Source organism: Bradyrhizobium sp., assembly GCF_028868675.1.
Lineage (GTDB): Bacteria > Pseudomonadota > Alphaproteobacteria > Rhizobiales > Xanthobacteraceae > Bradyrhizobium.
Genome location: NZ_JAGWUA010000109.1, coordinates 1 through 16,009 on the forward strand (window position 1 = coordinate 1; position 16,009 = coordinate 16,009).

22 protein-coding genes are annotated in these 16,009 nt (G+C 65.3%); 7 read left to right on the top strand and 15 right to left on the bottom strand.

What is annotated here, in order from left to right; genetic code table 11:
• The 3 genes from KGM94_RS15335 to ribB all read right to left on the bottom strand — a co-directional run.
• Positions 1 to 374: MBL fold metallo-hydrolase (locus KGM94_RS15335; RefSeq protein ID WP_300260583.1), on the bottom strand; the 374-nt coding region annotated here is incomplete at its 3' end.
• 139 nt (positions 375 to 513) lie between these two features.
• Positions 514 to 1,728, bottom strand: a complete 1,215-nt coding sequence (locus KGM94_RS15340; RefSeq protein ID WP_300260586.1) for an acyl-CoA dehydrogenase — start codon at positions 1,726 to 1,728, stop codon at positions 514 to 516.
• A gap of 110 nt (positions 1,729 to 1,838) precedes the next feature.
• The gene (ribB, locus tag KGM94_RS15345; RefSeq protein ID WP_300260589.1) at positions 1,839 to 2,915 is read right to left on the bottom strand and encodes a 3,4-dihydroxy-2-butanone-4-phosphate synthase; all 1,077 of its coding nucleotides are present in this window, start codon (positions 2,913 to 2,915) and stop codon (positions 1,839 to 1,841) included.
• A gap of 332 nt (positions 2,916 to 3,247) precedes the next feature.
• Between ribB and KGM94_RS15350 the strand changes: the two genes are divergently transcribed.
• Together KGM94_RS15350 and KGM94_RS15355 are read left to right on the top strand one after the other, a co-directional pair.
• Positions 3,248 to 3,766 carry a DUF3124 domain-containing protein gene (locus tag KGM94_RS15350; RefSeq protein ID WP_300260592.1) on the top strand — a complete coding sequence of 173 codons (519 nt, stop codon included), beginning with the start codon at positions 3,248 to 3,250 and terminating at the stop codon, positions 3,764 to 3,766.
• Positions 3,767 to 3,817: 51 nt separating this feature from the next.
• Positions 3,818 to 5,053, top strand: a complete 1,236-nt coding sequence (locus tag KGM94_RS15355; protein ID WP_300260595.1) for a PLP-dependent aminotransferase family protein — start codon at positions 3,818 to 3,820, stop codon at positions 5,051 to 5,053.
• 6 nt (positions 5,054 to 5,059) lie between these two features.
• On the opposite strand, the gene hpaD is transcribed toward KGM94_RS15355, so the two are convergent.
• Positions 5,060 to 5,914, bottom strand: a complete 855-nt coding sequence (gene hpaD, locus KGM94_RS15360; RefSeq protein WP_300260598.1) for a 3,4-dihydroxyphenylacetate 2,3-dioxygenase — start codon at positions 5,912 to 5,914, stop codon at positions 5,060 to 5,062.
• Between the two features lie 28 nt (positions 5,915 to 5,942).
• Positions 5,943 to 6,215 carry a helix-turn-helix domain-containing protein gene (locus tag KGM94_RS15365; protein ID WP_300260649.1) on the bottom strand — a complete coding sequence of 91 codons (273 nt, stop codon included), beginning with the start codon at positions 6,213 to 6,215 and terminating at the stop codon, positions 5,943 to 5,945.
• Positions 6,216 to 6,372: 157 nt separating this feature from the next.
• Between KGM94_RS15365 and KGM94_RS15370 the strand changes: the two genes are divergently transcribed.
• Positions 6,373 to 6,837: a hypothetical protein gene (locus KGM94_RS15370; RefSeq protein WP_300260602.1), complete on the top strand. Its 465-nt coding sequence runs from the start codon at positions 6,373 to 6,375 to the stop codon at positions 6,835 to 6,837.
• Between the two features lie 60 nt (positions 6,838 to 6,897).
• Here the strand turns inward: KGM94_RS15370 and KGM94_RS15375 are convergent, their stop codons facing one another.
• From KGM94_RS15375 to KGM94_RS15390, 4 genes are all read right to left on the bottom strand, one after another.
• Positions 6,898 to 7,716, bottom strand: a complete 819-nt coding sequence (locus KGM94_RS15375) for an aldo/keto reductase (protein ID WP_300260605.1) — start codon at positions 7,714 to 7,716, stop codon at positions 6,898 to 6,900.
• 244 nt (positions 7,717 to 7,960) lie between these two features.
• Entirely contained in the window at positions 7,961 to 8,386 is a 426-nt protein-coding gene (locus KGM94_RS15380) for a hypothetical protein (RefSeq protein WP_300260608.1), read from the bottom strand.
• 106 nt (positions 8,387 to 8,492) lie between these two features.
• A complete protein-coding gene (locus KGM94_RS15385; RefSeq protein WP_300260611.1) occupies positions 8,493 to 9,494 on the bottom strand; it encodes a nitronate monooxygenase family protein in 1,002 nt (333 codons plus the stop codon).
• 61 nt (positions 9,495 to 9,555) lie between these two features.
• On the bottom strand, positions 9,556 to 10,293 hold the full coding sequence (locus KGM94_RS15390) for an SDR family oxidoreductase (RefSeq protein WP_300260614.1): 738 nt from the start codon (positions 10,291 to 10,293) through the stop codon (positions 9,556 to 9,558).
• Positions 10,294 to 10,481: 188 nt separating this feature from the next.
• Here KGM94_RS15390 and KGM94_RS15395 point away from each other — a divergent pair, with 188 nt between their 5' ends.
• A complete protein-coding gene (locus KGM94_RS15395; protein WP_300260618.1) occupies positions 10,482 to 10,940 on the top strand; it encodes a helix-turn-helix domain-containing protein in 459 nt (152 codons plus the stop codon).
• Between the two features lie 100 nt (positions 10,941 to 11,040).
• Here KGM94_RS15395 and KGM94_RS15400 read toward each other — a convergent pair whose 3' ends face one another.
• Positions 11,041 to 11,400: a PRC-barrel domain-containing protein gene (locus tag KGM94_RS15400; protein ID WP_300260623.1), complete on the bottom strand. Its 360-nt coding sequence runs from the start codon at positions 11,398 to 11,400 to the stop codon at positions 11,041 to 11,043.
• A 222-nt stretch (positions 11,401 to 11,622) separates the two neighbouring features.
• Between KGM94_RS15400 and KGM94_RS15405 the strand changes: the two genes are divergently transcribed.
• A complete protein-coding gene (locus KGM94_RS15405; RefSeq protein ID WP_300260626.1) occupies positions 11,623 to 11,850 on the top strand; it encodes a hypothetical protein in 228 nt (75 codons plus the stop codon).
• Between the two features lie 90 nt (positions 11,851 to 11,940).
• On the opposite strand, the gene KGM94_RS15410 is transcribed toward KGM94_RS15405, so the two are convergent.
• Positions 11,941 to 12,126: a hypothetical protein gene (locus tag KGM94_RS15410; RefSeq protein WP_300260630.1), complete on the bottom strand. Its 186-nt coding sequence runs from the start codon at positions 12,124 to 12,126 to the stop codon at positions 11,941 to 11,943.
• On the bottom strand, positions 12,110 to 12,268 hold the full coding sequence (locus KGM94_RS15415) for a hypothetical protein (RefSeq protein ID WP_300260634.1): 159 nt from the start codon (positions 12,266 to 12,268) through the stop codon (positions 12,110 to 12,112). Before KGM94_RS15415 ends, KGM94_RS15410 begins: the two co-directional genes overlap by 17 nt.
• A gap of 174 nt (positions 12,269 to 12,442) precedes the next feature.
• Here KGM94_RS15415 and KGM94_RS15420 point away from each other — a divergent pair, with 174 nt between their 5' ends.
• Positions 12,443 to 12,691, top strand: a complete 249-nt coding sequence (locus KGM94_RS15420) for a hypothetical protein (protein ID WP_300260637.1) — start codon at positions 12,443 to 12,445, stop codon at positions 12,689 to 12,691.
• Positions 12,692 to 12,880: 189 nt separating this feature from the next.
• Here KGM94_RS15420 and KGM94_RS15425 read toward each other — a convergent pair whose 3' ends face one another.
• The 3 genes from KGM94_RS15425 to KGM94_RS15435 all read right to left on the bottom strand — a co-directional run bounded on the left by KGM94_RS15425 (position 12,881) and on the right by KGM94_RS15435 (position 13,628).
• The gene (locus tag KGM94_RS15425) at positions 12,881 to 13,087 is read right to left on the bottom strand and encodes a hypothetical protein (RefSeq protein WP_300260640.1); all 207 of its coding nucleotides are present in this window, start codon (positions 13,085 to 13,087) and stop codon (positions 12,881 to 12,883) included.
• Between the two features lie 101 nt (positions 13,088 to 13,188).
• Entirely contained in the window at positions 13,189 to 13,320 is a 132-nt protein-coding gene (locus KGM94_RS15430; protein ID WP_300260643.1) for a hypothetical protein, read from the bottom strand.
• Positions 13,321 to 13,430: 110 nt separating this feature from the next.
• Positions 13,431 to 13,628: a hypothetical protein gene (locus tag KGM94_RS15435; protein ID WP_300260652.1), complete on the bottom strand. Its 198-nt coding sequence runs from the start codon at positions 13,626 to 13,628 to the stop codon at positions 13,431 to 13,433.
• A 333-nt stretch (positions 13,629 to 13,961) separates the two neighbouring features.
• Between KGM94_RS15435 and KGM94_RS15440 the strand changes: the two genes are divergently transcribed.
• Positions 13,962 to 16,009: HAMP domain-containing protein (locus tag KGM94_RS15440; protein ID WP_300260646.1), on the top strand; the 2,048-nt coding region annotated here is incomplete at its 3' end.

Consider the following 16,009-nt stretch of genomic DNA (forward strand, 5'->3'; position numbering starts at 1 on the left):
GGATTGTGCTTCTCGCTCTCGAAGCGCGGGCGCGAGGCGCGGTGCGGCCCCTCGGCGTAGACCGTCGCCCCCGTCGCCTGCTTGATCCGAGGTGTGTTGGGCGAATGGTCGCGATGGGTGTGGGTGACCAGGATGTGCGTCACGGTCTCGCCACGCACGGCGTCGAGCAGCGCCGCCGCATGCGCCGCGTCATCCGGACCGGGATCGATGATCGCGACCTTGCCCTCGCCCACGATGTAGCTGACCGTGCCGGTGAAGGTGAACGGGCTCGGATTGTTGCAGAGGATGCGCCGCACGCCCGGCCGGACTTGCTCGACCGTACCGGGCCTGAGCGGAAAGTTGCGGTTGAACGGGACGTCGTCGCTTTCGGACATGCTCATACCCTTGCTGACTTCGTCATGCCCGGTGCCGGGCATCCACGTTCCTTCCCGGAGCCGGAACGCGGATGGCCGGGACAAGCCCGGCCATGAGGTAATTGGATGGTTCGGTCGGACCTCACGTCGACGCGCAATCTCAGAAAAATGCCTGGATGCCCGTGATGGCGCGGCCGAGGATCAGGGCGTGGACGTCGTGGGTGCCCTCATAGGTGTTGACGGTCTCGAGGTTATGGACGTGGCGCATCACGTGGTACTCGATAGAGATGCCGTTGCCGCCGTGCATGTCGCGCGCGGTACGGGCGATGTCGAGCGCCTTGCCGCAATTGTTGCGCTTGACGATCGAGATCATCTCGGGGGCGAACTTGCCCTCGTCCATCAGGCGGCCGACGCGCAACGAGGCCTGCAGGCCGAGCGCGATCTCGGTTTCCATGTCGGCGAGCTTCTTCTGCACGAGTTGCGTGGCGGCGAGCGGCCGGCCGAACTGCTTGCGGTCGAGCGTGTACTGGCGGGCACGGTGCATGCAGTCTTCGGCTGCGCCGAGCGCGCCCCAGGAGATGCCGTAGCGGGCGCGGTTGAGGCAGCCGAACGGCCCCTTCAACCCGGAGACGTTGGGCAAGAGCGCGCTCTCGGGCACCACGACGCCGTCCATCACGACCTCGCCGGTGATCGAGGCGCGAAGCGAGAGTTTGCCGCCGATCTTCGGCGCCGACAGGCCCTTCATGCCCTTCTCCAGCACGAAGCCGCGGATCTGGTTGTCGTGGGCGGCGGATTTCGCCCACACCACGAACACGTCGGCGATCGGCGCGTTGGAGATCCACATCTTGCTGCCGGTGAGGCGATAGCCGTCCGACACCTTCTCCGCGCGGGTCTTCATGCCGGCGGGATCGGAGCCGGCGTCCGGCTCGGTCAGGCCGAAGCAGCCGACCCATTCGCCGCTCGCGAGCTTGGGCAGGTACTTCTTGCGCTGGTTCTCGTCGCCATAGGCGTAGATCGGATACATCACCAGCGACGACTGCACCGAGTTCATCGAACGATAGCCGGAATCGACCCGCTCGATCTCGCGCGCGACCAGCCCATAGGCGACATAGCTCGCATTGGCGCAGCCATATTCCTCCGGCAGCGTGATTCCGATCAGGCCGAGCTCGCCCATCTCGTTGAATATCTCGCGATCGGTCTTCTCTTCCAGATAGGCCTTGGAGACGCGCGGCAAGAGCTTGTCCTGGGCATAGGCGCGCGCGGTGTCGCGCACCATGCGTTCGTCTTCGGTGAGCTGCTCATCGAGCAGGAACGGATCGTCCCACTGGAAAGAAGCCGCAGCCGGCTTGTCCTTGGCCTGAGGGCGCACGCTCATGAAACGTCCTTTCGCGTCTGGTTCCGTCAAAAAATTCCCGACAGGGTAAAGCGCCGCAGCGCCAAGTGCAATTGTATTGCTGCAATTGCACTTCGAGCCACGCGCGGCCTTCAGCTTTCGAGCTGCTCGCTCGAGACGATCTCGATGCCGAAGCCGGACAGGCCCTTGTAGTCGTGCACCGAGGAGGTGAGATTGCGGATCGAGGTGACGCCGAGATCGCGCAATATCTGCGCGCCGACGCCGACCTCGCGCCACTGCCGGTTGCGGTCTGCTTCCGCGCTCGTTTCGTCCGGCAGCGGGGCGACAGGGACGCCGGCGGCGCCGTCGCGCAGGTAGATCAGCACGCCGCGGCCAGCCTTCCTGAAATGCTCGAGCACGGCCTGCATGCGCTTGTGACCGGTGAAGATGTCCTTGACGATGTTCGGCTTGTGGAAGCGCGTCAGGACGTTCCTGCCGTCGCCGACGCCGTTGTAGACGAAGGCGACGTGGGCGATGGAATCGAAGGGCGAGCGGTAGGCATAGCCCTGCAGCGGCCCGATCGGGCTTTCGGTGACGAAGGTCGAGACCCGTTCGATCAGCTTCTCGCGCGCCTGCCGGTAGGCGATCATGTCGGCGATGGTGACGTGCTTGAGCTTGTGGTGGGCGGCGAAGCGGGCGACCTGCTCGCCCTTCATCACGCTGCCGTCGTCGTTCATCAGCTCGCTGATCACGCCGACGGGCGGCAGCCTGGAGAGCTTGCAGAGATCGACCGCCGCCTCGGTATGGCCGGAGCGCAGCAGCACGCCGCCGTCTTTGGCGATCAGCGGAAAGATATGTCCGGGACGGGCGAAATCGCTGGCGCCGACATTGGGATTGGCGAGCGCACGGCAGCAGGAGGCGCGCTCCTCGGCCGAAATGCCGGTGCCGCCGTCGGGCTTGTAGTCGATCGAGACGGTGAAGGCCGTGGTATGGGCGGAATCGTTGTGGGCGACCATCGGGTCGAGCCGCAGCCGCCGCGCATCCTCGGTGGTGATCGGCGCACAGACGATGCCGGAGGTGTGGCGGATGATGAAGGCCATCTTCTCGGCGGTGCAGAGCGAGGCCGCGACGATCAGATCGCCCTCGCCTTCCCGGTCCTCGTCGTCGGTGACGACGACGAGCTCGCCCTTGGCAAAGGCCTGCAAGACTTCCTGAACGGTATCGGGCATTTCCCAGTCTCTGGCTGTTGTGGCCGGAGCATTAGCCGGACTCCGACCGGGGCGCTAGTGTCCCGGACGCAACCGCATATGCCCTGCCGGGGGTCTTCGCGCTTGCCCCGGAAATGCCAGCCAACAGGAGCCGTCCGGCGCGGCGAAGCGCCATCGGCGGGCCCGAATGGACCTGCGCGGGAGCCGGCGATAAGGTAGGCCGGGATCCCGGAAATTCCGGCAAGCAGGATAAGAGAAGAGTAATGGCGCCAATGAGCTCGTGCATATCGGGCGAGTCCGTCTCGGGACATCTCGGAAGCGCGGCGAGCAACGCCAAGCGGGCCATGTGTCACATGAGGCGGGTGCTTCTGGTCGTCGCCGGGCTTGGCCTGGCGGTGCCCGCGGTTGCGCAACCCAAGGTCAATATCGAGCAGAGCTTTGCGGATTCGCTGACCACGATGCCGAAGGCGGAACTGGGCGTCTCGGGCGGCTTCTACGTGCCGGCCTATTCCAGCGTCACGATGAGCCAGGGCAAGCTGCGGGTCGACTTCTCGGTGACGCTGAGCGTCCACAACGCCTCGGAAAGCCTGCCGCTGGTCGTCAGGCGCATCGCCTATTTCGACACCGCCGGCAAGATGGTGGAGAACTATCTGAAGTCCCCGGTCGCGCTGAAGCCGCTGGCGACCATCTCGATCGTCATCCCGACCGACGATGTGCGCGGGGGGACGGGCGCCAACTTCATCGTCGACTGGGCGGCCGCGAGCGAGATCGCCGAGCCCGTGGTCGAGGCCCTGATGGTTGGCGGCGTCGCCAATGCCCATTACGCTTTCGTCAGCCAGGGCCGTCCGACCCGGACGGTTGGCAAGAAATAAGCGGCCGGTGCAACGCCGGCCCCCACAACAAGAACGAACCGAGGAACGCCCATGACGTCCAGCTTCGATTTCGCGCCGCTGTTTCCCGCGGGGCTGCCGGCCCCCTCTGCGCGGTGGACCGGGCTTGCCAAGTACAGCTTCGTCGGCGGCAACAACGATTCCGAGCAGGTGCCGGTCGACGGCCTGATCGCGGCGGTCGACGCGGTGCTGCGGCGGGAGGGCCGGCAACTGGCGACCTACGGACTGGCGCATGGCCCGCAGGGCTACCTGCCCCTGCGCGAATTCCTCACCGCGAAACTGAAGCGCGACGCCGGCATCGCCTGCACGGTCGACGACATCCTGATCGTCTCGGGCTCGCTGCAGGCACTCGATCTCGTCAACCACACGCTGCTCGCGCGTGGCGACACCGTGATCATGGAGCAGGAGAGCTATCAGGGGTCGATCAACCGGCTGACCCGGCTCGGCGTCAACATCGTCGGCATTCCCCTCGATGGCGACGGCATGCGGATGGACGTGCTGGCGACGGCGCTGGCGGACCTCAAGAACCGGGGCATCCGGCCGAAATACATCTACACCATCCCGACCGTGCAGAATCCGACCGGGAGCATCATGCCGCAGAGCCGCCGCGCAGAGCTCCTGCGGCTCGCGGCCGAGTACGGCGTGCCGATCTTCGAGGACGATTGCTATGCCGACCTGGTGTGGTCGGGACAGCGCCCGCCGGCGCTATACGCGATGAGCCCGAACGGCGGCGTCATCCATATCGGCTCCTTCTCCAAGTCGATCGCGCCGGCGCTGCGCGTCGGCTTCATCGTGGCACCCTGGGAGGTGATGTCGCGGATGCTGGCGCTGAAGACCGACGCCGGCTCCGGCGCGCTGGAGCAGATGGTGCTGGCCGAATATTGCAGGCCGCATTTTTCGACCCACGTGCCGGCGCTGACCAGAGCGCTCCGCACCAAGCTCGACACGCTGATGGAGGCGCTGAACGAGCAGTTCGGCACCGCGGCGGAGTTCGAGGAGCCCAAGGGCGGCATCTTCCTCTGGGTCAAGCTGCCCGACAACGTCGACACGCTGAAACTCTATCAGGCGGCACTTGCCGCCGGCGTCTCGATCAATCCGGGGCCGGAATGGTCGACCAACAAGGGCCATTCCACGGCGCGCCTGCGGCTGTGCTTCGCGAGCCCCACGCATCAGCATATCCGCGAGGGCGTCGCGGTGCTGGCCGAGGTCTGCCGCAAGGAATTCGGCGTGCCGGCGCGGATCGCAAATGTGCAGAAGGCCCGCGCCTGAGGGTGCTCACGCCTCGAGGTGAAACTCGACGTTGACCTGGCCGGAGCCGGACGAAGGGAAATAGTCGCAGAGCTGCTCGGCGCGGCCGCGATAGTCGTACCAGCCAAGCGCGGCGAACAACATGATGGTGTCGGCCATGCCGGCCTCGCCGTTGCACTTGACGGCGTAATCCGGAAGCATGTCGAGAAATTCGCGGTAGCGGCCGCTCTGCCAGAGCTCGAGCACGCGCAGATCGACCTGGCGGTTGAACTCGCTGGCAATCGACGTCCACGCCTCCGGCCCCAGCTTCTTGTTGGGCCACAGCCGGTGCGACAGCGAGCCGGAGGCGAGGATCGCCACCCGTTCGCTGGACCTGTCGATAGCGCGACGGATCGCCTCGCCCAAAACCTTGCTCTCCTCCAGCGAGGTGAACAGCGGCGAGGCCACCGGCACCACCTTGGCCCAGCCGTCCGGGTTCATGTAATGCATCGGCACGATGGTGCCGTATTCGAGCCCGAGGCTTGCAACGTCGTGCGCAATGACGTTGAGCTCACCCGCCGCGGCACGGCCTGCGATCGCGTCCGCAAGCGCGGTATTGCCCGGCAGGTCGTAGCGCAGGTCCTGGATCATGTGCGGCGCCTCGTGGCTCGTGAACGAGCCGCGATGCTGCGCCCTGGCATTGATGTGGTAACCGAAATTCGACAGCCAGTGGGTGTCGAACACCACGAAGGTAGTGACGCCGCGCTCTTTCGCGCGCCGTCCGAGCTCACGAAGGGATTTTACCGCATCTTCGCGCGCGGCGCGCAGGGGGCTGCCCGGCGCCTCCGACAACATCAGCGATGGGACATGGGTGACCTTGGCCGCCAGAACGAGCTGTCCCATCCGCGGTCACCTCCGAAAGTCAGTGCGATCAAGCCGCCTGCCGCTGACTGCCATGAATTGCGGACGCAAGCCGCAGCAACAGGACGATTGATACGTTGCCCTTGCCGGCCTCGATCTGAGCGATGTAGCGCTCGGAAATTCCCGACCGCCGCGCCAGCTCCCGCCGCGACAGGTCGCAGCGCATGCGCGAGGAGCGCACCCGCTCGCCGAGCTCGGCCAGAAACTCGGTTTCAGAACAGGGTGGAATGGCACTGCCGCCCGGCAACGCTTCACCAGCGAAATCGACAACTTCCTCAAGCATTGATCTATCCACGATCACCTCCGGAAGCCGAATTATGATGCGTGTTCGCCCGGTTATCATTGACGCGGATCAAACAACTCGGAGATTGTCGGTTCGGATGGACGGCCGGCGCCGGGATGTTAGATTTGATCCAATCTGAGGGCAGGACTTCCCAAGCATGATCCATCGTTTCAGCCGCGCGATGATGACCGCGCCGCTGCTGTGGGCCGCGCTGGTATCATCCGCCGGTGCCGAGCCCCTGGCAGCCACCGTCATCAAATGGGGCCTACTCGGCTCGTGGTCGGTCGATTGCGCGTTGCGACCGGATCGCGACAAGGGCGCGCTGCTGACCTACGAAATCAGACCGGACGGGCGGGTCATGTACCGGCGCAATTTCGGCGACGCCCGCGACGAGAACGAGGTGGTGGCAGCCTCGATCGAGCCCGACGGCCAGCTCGACATCCTGGTGTTCTTTCCATCGTTGCATCAGACGCGCGAATTCGGACTGAAGCTGCAGCACGACGGCAGCCTGCGCGCGATCTACAACCGCAGCCAGCGCGGCGACTACACCATCAGGGACGGCAGGTTCGTCAGGACCGGCGAGCAGACGCCCGCGCAGCATCGCTGCGGCAACTCGACCTGAACGGCTGTTTACGATTCAAGTGCAGGTCCTCCGGAACGTTCGGTCTTCGTCGCAGCGCGGCTAATCCCACCCCGGCGCGAAGCCGGGACTGACGCAGCGCATGTCCTTCGGCAACGCGGCGATCTTGCTGCGATCGTCGTCGTCGAGCACGAGCTTCAGCGCATCGAAATTCGCCTGCTGGCTTTCGCGCCGCGAGGCCTTCGGGATCGCGGCGACGCCGGGCTGGTCGACCAGCCACTTCAGCGCGACCTGTGCTGCCGTCGCATTGTGCTTGCGGCCGATCGCGGCGAGCACCGGGTCGGACGCGATACGCCCCTGCGCCAGCGGACAATAGGCGACCAGCGGAATCGATTTTGCCGCGAGATAGCCGAGCACCTTCGACTGCCCGAGCATCGCGTGATATTCGACCTGGTTGCAGGCGATCGGCGCCTTGATGTCCTCGATCGCGATCTTCAGGAGCGCGGTGGTGAAGTTGGCGACGCCGATGGCGCGGATCCGCCCCTCCTCCTTCAGCCGCATCAGGGTCTCGAACACTGCGGGCCAGTTCGCGCTTCGGGACGGCCAGTGCACGAGATAGAGATCGACATGGTCGAGCCGGAGCTTCTTCAGGCTGGCGTCGAAGGCGCGGCGGATTGCATCCGGCGCGAGGTTCTCGTGCCAGACCTTGGTCGTGACATGCAGCCCCGTACGCGGCAGGCGCGAGGCGACAATGGCCGCGCCGATCGCCTCCTCGTTGGCGTACATCTCGGCGGTGTCGATGTGGCGATAGCCGATCGCGAGCGCGCTTTCGACGGCGGCGCGGCAGACGTCGCCCTGCATGCGGAAGGTGCCGAGCCCGAGCCGCGGCAGGCTGATGCCCTGGGTCGTGAGATTGTCCATCAAAACACTCCTGACGAATTCCGACCCGCCGCTTTCGCGCGGCGGCGGCCGCGGGGACGAACCATTTCGAGGGAGAGACAAGGCTGGCGGGAGCGACGACCATAGCGCGGCCGGCGCCACGCGGCCAATCAAGATCGGTTTAGCGGGCGTCTTCGTATCGCCGGAGACCGACGACGCTTCTTCATGCTCACGAACGTCGTCACTCAGCGCCTACGGCCCTGCGACGCGCGGATGACGCCCGTCTCTAGCGCTTCCAGTTGCAGATGCCGCCCGACCTGCAGGGCCAGGTCTGGATGCGCGTGTCCATCGCCTGCGCGTCCAACAGGTTGCCGTGGCGATGCGCAAGCCGGGTGCGCGCTGCGCCACGCGGACGCTCGCTCCGCGCACGGGCAAGCCTGGGCGCATGAACGCGCACGCGTTCGGTCGCGATTCTCTTCGGCACGTTGCCGAGGTCAGCGGCCACGGCGGCGCGCCGCGGCGCCTCGCTGCGCGCCTCCACCGGCACCGGCGCGAACTGCGTCGCGGGGCCGAGCCGCTTCGGCGACAGCACCGCCCTGGACAGGTCGAGGCCCAGGAACTGGTCGGGCCTGTAGTCGTCCGCCGACGCTGCGCCGGCCCAAGCGAGCGCGATCGCGGCAACGACCGGCAGAAGAACGCGTTTCAGGACCACGGGACGCCTCCTGAATTCAGACAGGGGATTTTACCCCTATCTAGGAGGCGTCGCGCGCGATTCCAGCGGCGAAATGCCGCCAGGGTTAAGACCCGTCCGGACGGCCTCAGGCGACCTTTCGCGATGCGGCAGAACCCTCCAGGAAGCCCATCAGGCGGCTGCGGATGATCTGATCCGCCTCGGCCATGATGCGATCGATCAGTTCCTTGCAGGAGGGGACGTCGTGGATGAGCCCTGCGACCATGCCGCAACTCCAGGCGCCGGCGTCCATCTTTCCTTCGATCATGATCTTGGGATAGACGCCCGCGACCTGCTCGAAGATGTCCTCGATCTTGAGCTTGTCACCCTTGGCATGCTCGATCTCGAGCAACCGGTCGACATTGTCGTTCCGGAGCACCCGCTCGGTGTTGCGCAGCGCGCGCATGATCAGGCGGGTGTCGAGCTCGCTCGCTGCCACCAGCGCGTCCTTGACGTTCTGATGCACGGGCGCCTCCTTGGTCGCGATGAAGCGCGTGCCCATGTTCATGCCGGCCGCGCCCAGCGCCAACGCGGCGACCAGGCTGCGCCCGTCGGCCATGCCGCCGGAGGCCACGAACGGAATCTTCAATTCCTCCGCCGCGCGCGGCAGCAGGATCATGTTGGGAATATCGTCCTCGCCGGGATGGCCGCCGCATTCAAAGCCGTCGACGCTGACGGCGTCGCAGCCGATCCGCTCGGCCTTCAGCGAGTGGCGGACCGAGGTGCATTTGTGGATTACCTTGATGCCGGAGGCCTTCAGCGCGGGCATGTAGGCTTCCGGGCTGCGGCCGGCGGTCTCGACCGCCTTCACCCCGCCCTCGACGATGGCCGCGATGTATTCCGGATAGGGCGGCGTGGCAAACGTCGGCAGGAAGGTGAGGTTCACGCCGAACGGCTTGTCGGTCATGTCGCGGCAGCGCGCGATCTCCTTGGCGAGCAGCTCCGGCGTCTTCTGGGTGAGCCCGGTGATGATGCCGAGTCCGCCGGCATTGGAGACGGCGGCAGCAAGCTCGGCAAAGCCGACGAAGTGCATGCCGCCCTGGATGATCGGATGCTCGATGCCGAACAGTTCGGTGATCGCGGTCTTCACGAAAATACCTCCCGGATGCGATGTGGATGGAGACGAGTGTAGCCGCAGTCTTGCGCCGCAGTCACCATTTCTCGCCGAACGGCCGGATCTCCATCTCGAAGGTCCATGCGCTCTGCGGCTGCCGGTAGAGCTGCCAGTAGGCGTCGGCGACTGCAGAGGGCGGCATCAGCAACTCGGCATTGTCGAGCGCGTTCGGCCCGAGCGCCTCGAGCCGGCGCTGCCGCACCCATTCGGTGTCGACACCGGCGTCGATGATGAGATGCGCGACGTGGATGTGCTTCGGCCCAAGCTCGCGCGCCATCGCCTGCGCGACCGCGCGCAGGCCGAACTTGGCGCTGGCGAAGGCGGCAAAGCCCGACCCGCCGCGTAGGGACGCCGTGGCGCCGGTGAAGAAGATGTTGCCCTTGCCTCTCGGAAGCATCAGCCGCGCGGCTTCGCGGCCGGCGAGGAAGCCGGAATAGCAGGCCATCTCCCAGACTTTCCGGAACACCCGCTCGGTGGTCTCGAGAATCGGGAAGTTGACGTTGGCGCCGACATTGAAGATGCAGACGTCGAGCGGCGCGTGCTTGTCGGCGTCGTTGAGAAAGGCGATAATCTCCTCTTCCTTCCGCGCATCGAGCGAGCGCGCGTGGATCTCGCCGCCGGCGGATTCGATATCCCTGACCAGCGGCGCGAGCTTGTCGCCGTTGCGCCGGCCGGCGAACACCGAAAAGCCTTCAGCGGCGAACTTCCTGGCGATCTCTGCGCCGATGAAGTCGCCGGCCCCGATGATGGCGGCTGTGGCATTGCGCTTTTGCAAGATCGCCTCCCCTGGAATGGCGCCGGCATCATGCAGAGCCCGGCACGAGCGGCTGGCTGCTCCGGAACCTATAGTTCTAAAATAGAACTGTCAAATCGAAGCTCGCTGCGCTATACGGTAGTAGAAATATCTATGATATTTCCAGTAAGTTCCTTTTTGAGACTTACCGTCTTGCCGGAGACCCGATCATGAAATGGGACGCGCTGGAGGAGGAGCCCTGCTCGCTCGCCCGCACCATCGCCGTCATCGGCGACCGCTGGACGCTGTTGATCTTGCGCGAATGCTTTTTGCGCGTGCGCCGCTTCGAGGCGTTCCAAGCCTCGCTGCAGATCACGCGGCATCTGTTGTCGGAGCGGCTGAAGAAGCTGGTGCGTTTCGGCATCCTGCGCCGCGTCCCCTACCAGGAGGCGCCGAAGCGCTACGAATACATCCTGACGCAGAAGGGGCTCGATCTCTACCCGGTGATCATGGCGATGGTGCACTGGGGCGACAGCCACATGGCCGACGAGCGCGGCCGGCCGCTGCTGCACGAGCACAGGAATTGCGGCAAGCTGTTCGACCCGGTGATGGTGTGCTCGGAATGCGGCGAGGTGCTGCGCGCGAAGGAGGTGCATGTGCATCCCGGCCCCGGCCGGCGGGCTGCCTGATCGGCGGAAGGCGGAAGGCCGCATGAAGCGCAGCGGAATGCGGGGATGGGCCGTCCCTACGCCTACGCCGCTCCAGTCGAGGTCGCAAGCGCGGGCCCGCCTAAGGGATCGGCAAGCCGTAATAGGCGTTGACGGCGCGGACCCTGGCGGCGTCGCTCCAATTCCATTCGCTCGACTCGCCATAATGCGGCGCACCGCGCAACTGATCGGCGGTGATGCCGGTGACGTAGCCGCCGAGCCTGGTGTCGTATTTGAGCGATTGCCAGGGCAATGGATAGTGGTCGCTGCCGAGCCCCAGGAACCCGCCGAAGCCGAGCACCGCGTACGACACTCGGCCGTTGACCTTGTCGATCATCACCCGCTCGATGGAACCGATCTTGTCGCCATCGACGCCGAACACCGACGTTCCCTCCACCTTGTCGCTGCCGATCAGCGTGCTGGTTTCACTCTGATCCATCATCTCGAATCTCCGTTGCGGCCCATCGGTTCTCGTCAACAGGGCCCGCGGAAGATCGTTCCGGCAAAGCGCGGGCCTCGTTCCGCGCGGCTGCGACGACCGCGTCGCCAGCGATCGGAACAACAGTGCAGAGCCGCAGTTCTTCAACTGCAGCCTGCGAAACCCGGAAGCCGCCGCGCGCCAGGTGCTCGAGTCGAGCCTGCCCGGCAAGGAGTGACGTGAGCCATGACCGATTCCAGGGACATCCAGCACGGCATCAACGATCCCGTCGACGGCGTCGACGTCAAGCGGCAATTCCACGACAACCAGACGCCGCACGAGCGGGCGCAGTTTGCCGCCGACGTGCGCGCGATGCCGACGGCGTCAGCGGCCGAGACGTTCCTGCCCGAGGGGCTGCGACGGCGTCCGACGGGTCCGCTCAACCCGCGCACCGGACGAAACCCGGCCGATTAGGCAGCGTTTCGGCACCGCTTATCGGCGGGCTATTCCCGGCGCTTCCCGCCATTTTCTGCATGTCGCTATCTGGGCGCCATGGGGCGGCGTTCACTGCGCCGTCTCCCGTAGCGACAGGAATTCGTACATGTCGGCGGCGGCCCGAAGCTGGTCGATCCGCACCGCGACGGCGTCGCGCTGCTTTCCGATCGGACGAGTTGCGAACTCCCGTTCGAGGCGCAGCCTTTGCTCGCGGAGCCGTTGCTCGAACGTATGTGGTTCAGTCCGTCTTCTCATCGGGCGTCCTCGGCGGTTGCAGGCCAGGGCTGTTGGCCCAGCGATCCAGTTGCTCGATGACCTTCTGATGGCTCGGTCGGCGTGGCTGCGGCGCGTCGGCCTCATCGGACAGCTTGCGAGGTAGTCTGATTGAATCCGGCATGAGGTCTCTCCTTGTTCGGGAGCATGCGCCTTTCGATTGGCCAAATCAAGACATAACATATTGATATCATTGCGTAATTATACTCAGTCGATGCATTTTCGGATTCCTGCGGAACTCCCGCCGAGTTGGCTCGTTGTGCAAATTACTCAACTTGCACATTTTGGGTGTTTGACGATGAACGAGCTTCGTGCCGAGCGACTGCAAGTGATGCTTTCGCCCGAGGAACTGGTCGCCGTCGACGATTTCCGTTTCAAGCATCGCATGCCGACGCGCGCCGCGGCGGTCCGCGAGCTTCTGAAGGTCGGCCTGGCGAGTGTGGGCACCAACGCCACGGCCGGCGTCAAGTCGAGCGACTATGGCGTGTTCGGCCGGGGACCCGACGGACACACGCAAGGCGATTCCAGTTCCAACGCCGGCGACTGATCTGCGCAACGCGTACACAAAGCAACGGTCCCGGCACGAAGGTACCAGGACCGTCCTTGGAGATCGCTTCCGGCCCACCGGGGGTATGAAACCGAAAGCTGCGGGGTTGACGCTTTCCGACTGGAATCGTTCCGAACCGACGGATATCCACATCGCACATCGATGGTCGGCGCGGTTGATCGGGACGAATCAGCCTGTCGGCGCGTCGCCGGAATCGTCGGGCGTCATGCCCGAGCCGGGCGTCTTGGCGCCGTCGTTGAGCTTCGGATCCCGCGTGGCCTCGCGCGAGGCCGAGCCTTCGGACTCCGCCTCATGCACGGTCTGCACGCGCTGCTTGTCGCGCGGCTGGTCTTCCGCCTTGTTGTCCCTGACGATGCCTTGATCGGAGTGGGCCATGACTGTCCCTCTGCGGCTTGCTGTTGCCTTTCGTATCGCCTACGCGCCGGCGCGCCGAACGTTCCGACGCGTATGCGAAGCGCAAGCTCGGCAAAGGCAAGCTAGCCGCGGATCGCGTGCGTCGCAGGCGCGGAATTCGCCAGATGAACCTGACGCACCGTGGTCACCGTCGCGAACGCGACCGAGACGCCAAAGGACATGATGAGGGCGAAAAGAACCAGACGCGGAGCCATTGCAAACCTCCCGATGCAGTCAAGGACGTCGTTACCCCCCGATGATCGCGAGACGGCCGCATCTCTTCCGTGAGCGGTCTCACAGGAAGGTTTCACGAGGAAGCGAGCGATTATGTGACCTGCGTCGCCCCCGGCAAACGCATCGCGAGAGGCGGCACTTCGCCGTCGAGCCAATCCTGTTCCTCGGCGAGCGCCGCCCATGCTTCCGCCATGCGCAGATAGCGCTTGTAGGCCGGCTGCCCATCCGCGCGTTCGGCGAGGTGCAGGCAGTTCTCGGCGTTTTCCCTGAACAGATCCGATTGCTTCATGACCAAGAGGTGGGAATGGCGTTTCCCGGCCGCAACCAGCCTTACGCGATCGTAACGTTCGGCGGCGGCTACCGGAATGACGGGCGAGCATTAACTCCGCCGCATCGGCTTTGTTCCCGCTTTCGCCGTGACGAGAACCGGCGTGAGGAAAAAGCTCATGGAACTCTGGAACTCCGGGGACACGAAGTCGTTATCTACGCCGGTTGAAGGCGGCGGGTTCCATTTCGAAGCGACGACGATCTTCCAGCTTGATCTGGATTTTAGGTGATCGTCTATTTCGAATCCTTGCACGCTTTTCGAATTCGGCAAGAAGCCTTTGGCGGGGGAGTTTAGATGAGCGACCTTGATCCCGGAACGATCTCGCAATCCGGTCGTCGCGCTCTCAAACGAAAGGTCAACGGCAGCCCCGAGCCGGATTCCCGGCAGGAGCTGCTGCTTGCGCTGCAGGCGGTGCGCAGCGGCGATTTCTCCGTGCGCATGAGCGGCGACTATCTCGGCATCGACGGCAAGATCGCCGACACCTTCAACGAGATCATCGCCGCCAACCAGCGCATGGCGCAGCAGCTCGAGCTTGTCGGTGAAGTCGTCGGCCGCGAGGGCCAGACCCGGCAGCGGGTGAAGTTCGGGCTTGCCAGCGGCTCCTGGGCCGACATGGAAGGTTCCGTCAACACCCTGATCGAGGATCTGCTGTGGCCGACGCGCGAGGTGACGCGCGCGGTCGCCGCGGTGGCGCAGGGCGACCTGCTGCAGACCGTCAAGCTCGACGTCGACGGCCGCCCGCTGCGCGGCGAATTCCTGCAGTCGGCGACCATCGTCAACACCATGATCAAGCAGCTCGGCGTCTTCACCTCCGAGGTGACGCGCGTGGCACGCGAGGTCGGCACCGAAGGCAAGCTCGGCGGACAGGCCCAGGTGCCGGAAGTGACCGGCGTTTGGAAGGACCTGACCGAGAGCGTCAACTCGATGGCGAACAACCTGACCAACCAGGTGCGCAACATCGCCGAGGTGACGATCGCGGTCGCCAACGGCGACCTCTCGAAGAAGATCACCGTCGACGTGCGCGGCGAGATCCTGCAGCTCAAGGAAGCCATCAACACGATGGTGGACCAGCTCCGCTCCTTCGCCTCCGAGGTCACGCGCGTGGCGCGCGAGGTCGGCACCGACGGCAAGCTCGGCGGCCAGGCCATCGTGCCCGGCGTCGCCGGCACCTGGAAGGACCTGACCGATTCCGTCAACGCGATGTGCGGCAACCTCACCGCGCAGGTGCGCAACATCGCCAACGTGACCACGGCGGTGGCGCGCGGCGACCTGTCGCGCAAGATCACGGTCGACGTGCGCGGCGAGATTCTCGAGCTGAAGGACACCATCAACACCATGGTGGACCAGCTCAACGCCTTCGCCTCCGAGGTGACGCGCGTGGCGCGCGAGGTCGGCACCGAAGGCAAGCTCGGCGGTCAGGCCCAGGTGCCCGGCGTCGCCGGCACCTGGAAGGACCTCACCGACAACGTCAACTTCATGGCGTCGAACCTGACCGCGCAGGTCCGCAACATCGCCGACGTCGCCACCGCGATCGCCGGCGGCGACCTCTCGAAGAAGATCACGGTGAACGTCTCCGGCGAAATCCTGCAACTGAAGGAAACGCTCAACACCATGGTCGACCAGCTCAACGCCTTCGCGGGCGAAGTCACCCGCGTGGCGCGCGAGGTCGGCACCGAGGGGCGGCTCGGCGGCCAGGCCAACGTGCTCGGCGTCGCCGGCACCTGGAAGGACCTCACCGAGAGCGTGAACTCGATGGCCTCGAACCTCACCGCCCAGGTCCGCAACATCGCCGAGGTGACGACCGCGGTCGCGGGCGGCGATCTGTCGAAGAAGATCACGGTCGACGTGCGCGGCGAAATTCTCGAGCTGAAGGACACCATCAACACCATGGTCGACCAGCTCAACGCCTTCGCCGGCGAAGTGACCCGCGTGGCGCGCGAGGTCGGCACCGAAGGCAAGCTCGGAGGACAAGCCATGGTGCGCGGCGTCGCCGGCACCTGGAAGGACCTCACCGACAGCGTCAACTCGATGGCCTCCAACCTCACCGGCCAGGTCCGCAACATCGCGGAGGTGGCGACCGCGGTCGCCAAGGGCGACCTATCGAAGAAGATCACGGTGAACGTCTCGGGCGAAATCCTGCAATTGAAGGAAACGCTCAACACCATGGTCGACCAGCTCAACGCCTTCGCGGGCGAAGTCACTCGCGTGGCGCGCGAGGTCGGCACCGAAGGCAAGCTCGGCGGCCAGGCCGAGGTGCCCGGCGTCGCCGGCACCTGGAAGGACCTCACCGACAGCGTCAACTCGATGGCCGGCAACCTCACCGCCCAGGTCCGCAACATCGC

Bases quoted from the DNA above. Each gene is read 5' to 3' on its own strand.
- KGM94_RS15415 (WP_300260634.1), bottom strand. From the start codon at position 12,268: ATGCCGGATTCAATCAGACTACCTCGCAAGCTGTCCGATGAGGCCGAC.
- KGM94_RS15425 (WP_300260640.1), bottom strand. From the start codon at position 13,087: ATGGCCCACTCCGATCAAGGCATCGTCAGGGACAACAAGGCGGAAGAC.
- KGM94_RS15430 (WP_300260643.1), bottom strand. From the start codon at position 13,320: ATGGCTCCGCGTCTGGTTCTTTTCGCCCTCATCATGTCCTTTGGCGTC.
- KGM94_RS15435 (WP_300260652.1), bottom strand. From the start codon at position 13,628: ATGAAGCAATCGGATCTGTTCAGGGAAAACGCCGAGAACTGCCTGCAC.
- KGM94_RS15410 (WP_300260630.1), bottom strand. From the start codon at position 12,126: ATGAGAAGACGGACTGAACCACATACGTTCGAGCAACGGCTCCGCGAG.
- ribB (WP_300260589.1), bottom strand. From the start codon at position 2,915: ATGCCCGATACCGTTCAGGAAGTCTTGCAGGCCTTTGCCAAGGGCGAG.
- KGM94_RS15375 (WP_300260605.1), bottom strand. From the start codon at position 7,716: ATGGACAATCTCACGACCCAGGGCATCAGCCTGCCGCGGCTCGGGCTC.
- KGM94_RS15420 (WP_300260637.1), top strand. From the start codon at position 12,443: ATGAACGAGCTTCGTGCCGAGCGACTGCAAGTGATGCTTTCGCCCGAG.
- KGM94_RS15365 (WP_300260649.1), bottom strand. From the start codon at position 6,215: ATGCTTGAGGAAGTTGTCGATTTCGCTGGTGAAGCGTTGCCGGGCGGC.
- hpaD (WP_300260598.1), bottom strand. From the start codon at position 5,914: ATGGGACAGCTCGTTCTGGCGGCCAAGGTCACCCATGTCCCATCGCTG.
- KGM94_RS15395 (WP_300260618.1), top strand. From the start codon at position 10,482: ATGAAATGGGACGCGCTGGAGGAGGAGCCCTGCTCGCTCGCCCGCACC.
- KGM94_RS15350 (WP_300260592.1), top strand. From the start codon at position 3,248: ATGAGGCGGGTGCTTCTGGTCGTCGCCGGGCTTGGCCTGGCGGTGCCC.
- KGM94_RS15370 (WP_300260602.1), top strand. From the start codon at position 6,373: ATGATCCATCGTTTCAGCCGCGCGATGATGACCGCGCCGCTGCTGTGG.
- KGM94_RS15355 (WP_300260595.1), top strand. From the start codon at position 3,818: ATGACGTCCAGCTTCGATTTCGCGCCGCTGTTTCCCGCGGGGCTGCCG.
- KGM94_RS15405 (WP_300260626.1), top strand. From the start codon at position 11,623: ATGACCGATTCCAGGGACATCCAGCACGGCATCAACGATCCCGTCGAC.
- KGM94_RS15340 (WP_300260586.1), bottom strand. From the start codon at position 1,728: ATGAGCGTGCGCCCTCAGGCCAAGGACAAGCCGGCTGCGGCTTCTTTC.
- KGM94_RS15400 (WP_300260623.1), bottom strand. From the start codon at position 11,400: ATGATGGATCAGAGTGAAACCAGCACGCTGATCGGCAGCGACAAGGTG.